Raw genomic sequence first — 2,584 nt, forward strand, 5'->3', positions numbered from 1 at the left:
CGACCGCGCTCTGATCCCGATGTATCCCGCCACCCGCGACGTCGAATCGTGGACCGTGATGCGTTGCGTGCGGCAGGTGCTCGATCAGCTCGACACGGTCGACGAGCCCCTGCCGGAGGAGGTGCGCAGGGTCGCGGGTCGACGGGAGAGTTCGATCGTGCGGTCGGGACGTGTCCCCGACACCACCTCGACGAAGCAGTCGAGCAGGATCAACAGGCCCAGCCCGCCTGCGTCGACGACACCGGCCTCCGCGAGAACCGCGAGTTGCCCGGTGGTGCGCTGGAGCGCTACCGCTGCGGACTCTGCGGCCGCCTCTGCGACGGGTGCGAGCGCACCGATTTCGCGCGCGGTTGCTGCGGCGCCCTCCGCCGCGGCGTGCAGCACGCTCACGATGGTGCCTTCGGCGGGACTGCTAAGAGCACCGGTGACCAACTCGGCAGCGAGGTGCAGTGCGCGGGCGAAGCCCGGTCCGTCGAGCACCGCCCGTCCCTCGACCGAGTCGGCGAAGCCCCGCAGGGCCTGCGCCAGGATCACTCCGGAATTACCGCGGGCTCCGACGAACGCGCCGCGTGCGAGAGCTTCGAAGACCTCCGCGGCGGACAGCGCGCCGTCGACCGGGTCGCCGAGTTCGGCGGCGGCGGCCCGCAGGGTGATCACGAGGTTGGTGCCGGTGTCGCCGTCGGGAACGGGAAACACGTTGAGGGTGTTGATCTCGAGACGCCGTGCGTCGAGGGTCCGGAGACCGAGTTCGATCCACCGGCGCAGCGCGCGTCCGTCGATCTTCTCCCCGATTTCGAGCACCCGATCACACCTCTTTCTGCGCTGTCGCTTCCTGCACGAAAGGGTAGCCGCGCGCCCGGCAGCCGTCCGGTTTGGCCATCGACGGGTGTATTCGCTAAGCTTGCCAGGTTGCCTCGCACGGGTGACTGCGTTCCCCGTGTTCGTAGGACGCAAAGACAGAAGATATCCACTAGACACAAGGAGTTCGCGACATGGCTGCCGTCTGCGACGTATGCGCCAAGGGCCCCGGCTTCGGGAAGTCGGTCTCGCACTCGCACCGGCGTACCAACCGTCGCTGGAACCCGAACATCCAGAGCGTCCGCGCTCAGGTTGCACCGGGCAACACCCGCAAGATCAACGTGTGCACCTCCTGCCTGAAGGCGGGCAAGGTCGCGCGCTGACCCCCGGTCGAGTCCCCGTCGAAGGCCCCTGGTGCGGAATGCACCGGGGGCCTTCGACATTGGCACGAACGTACCAGATATGGTGCGACGGTGACCGATAACCCACAGTCCCACGTGCGCGTAGAGGACGGTGTGCTGCGTATTGCCGTGGCCACCGCCGAACACGGCACCTCGTTGTCCCCCGCCGGTATGGAACAAGGCATCGCCGCATTGCGGGAGGCCGGCCCGGAAATCGGTGCGGTTCTGCTCGTCGGAGAGGGCGCGAACTTCTGTGCGGGCGGCAACGTCCACGGCTTTGCCTCGGCCGACGACCGGGGCGCGCACCTGCTCGACATCGCGAACCTGTTCCACGATTTCATCCGTGAGATAGCTGCCGTCGACGTTCCTGTCGTGGCCGCGGTACACGGATGGGCGGCGGGCGCAGGTATGAGCATCGTGTTGCACGCAGACATCGCGCTCGGCGGCCCCGCAACGAAGCTGCGCGCCGCCTACCCGTCGATCGGCTTCACTCCGGACGGCGGCATGTCCTGGACGCTGCCGCGTGTGGTGGGCATCGCCCGCGCACGCGAGATCATCCTCACCGACGCGGTGATCGGTGCCGACGAGGCCGTCCGAACCGGTTTGCTCAGCCGACTGGTCGCCGACGGCGAGATCCAGAGTGAGGCGTTGCGCCTGGCGCGCACGCTCGCGCACGGCCCCACGCAGGCATATGCCGGTATCCGGCGACTGGTGTCCGATTCGATGCACCGGTCCCTGTCCGAGCAACTCGACGTGGAGGCGGCCGCGATCTCCGCCTCCGCGACCTCACCGACAGGCGTCGAGGGCGTCGACGCATTCGTCGAGAAGCGTCGGCCCGACTGGTCCCTCGGCCGGAACTGACGCCGGCGGGCGGGAGAGCCGGGTGGGTCAGGGAAGACGCCAATCCACCGGCTCTCCGCCCTGCTCGACGAGCAGGCCGTTGGCGCGGCTGAACGGCTTGGATCCGAAGAATCCCCGGGACGCCGACAGCGGTGACGGATGTGCGGACTCCACGGTCGGCACCCCGTCGAGTAGAGGTTTCAGCGTCGCCGCGTCGCGTCCCCACAGAATCGCCACGAGCGGCGACTGCCGCGCGACGAGCGCGCGGATGGCCTGTTCGGTGACCTTCTCCCATCCCTTCCCACGGTGCGATGCGGGTTGACCGGGTTGCACGGTGAGAACCCGGTTGAGCAGCAGCACTCCCCGCTCGGTCCACGGCGTCAGATCACCGTTCGACGGGAGCGGCAGGTCCAGGTCGGTGGTGTACTCCCGGTAGATGTTGGCCAGGCTGCGCGGCACCGGCCGCACATCGGGGGCCACCGAGAAGCTCTGACCGACGGCGTGACCCGGCGTCGGGTACGGGTCCTGGCCGACGATGAGCACAC

Annotated in this window: 4 protein-coding genes; 2 read left to right on the forward strand and 2 right to left on the reverse strand. The window is 68.6% G+C overall.

What is annotated here, in order from left to right:
• Window positions 1-84: 84 nt before the first annotated feature.
• Window positions 85-978, reverse strand: coding sequence for a DAK2 domain-containing protein (locus tag Q8814_RS25625; protein ID WP_330154756.1), 894 nt, complete (start codon window positions 976-978; stop codon window positions 85-87).
• A gap of 14 nt (window positions 979-992) precedes the next feature.
• Between Q8814_RS25625 and rpmB the strand changes: the two genes are divergently transcribed.
• Complete coding sequence (rpmB, locus tag Q8814_RS25630; RefSeq protein ID WP_330154757.1) at window positions 993-1,181, forward strand: 50S ribosomal protein L28; 189 nt, start codon at window positions 993-995, stop codon at window positions 1,179-1,181.
• A gap of 90 nt (window positions 1,182-1,271) precedes the next feature.
• Complete coding sequence (locus Q8814_RS25635) at window positions 1,272-2,060, forward strand: enoyl-CoA hydratase/isomerase family protein (RefSeq protein ID WP_330154758.1); 789 nt, start codon at window positions 1,272-1,274, stop codon at window positions 2,058-2,060.
• Window positions 2,061-2,087: 27 nt separating this feature from the next.
• Here the strand turns inward: Q8814_RS25635 and Q8814_RS25640 are convergent.
• A partial coding sequence (locus Q8814_RS25640) for a uracil-DNA glycosylase (protein WP_330154759.1) occupies window positions 2,088-2,584 on the reverse strand: 497 nt, incomplete at its 5' end.

This window comes from Rhodococcus chondri, from assembly GCF_036327435.1.
GTDB lineage: Bacteria > Actinomycetota > Actinomycetes > Mycobacteriales > Mycobacteriaceae > Rhodococcus > Rhodococcus chondri.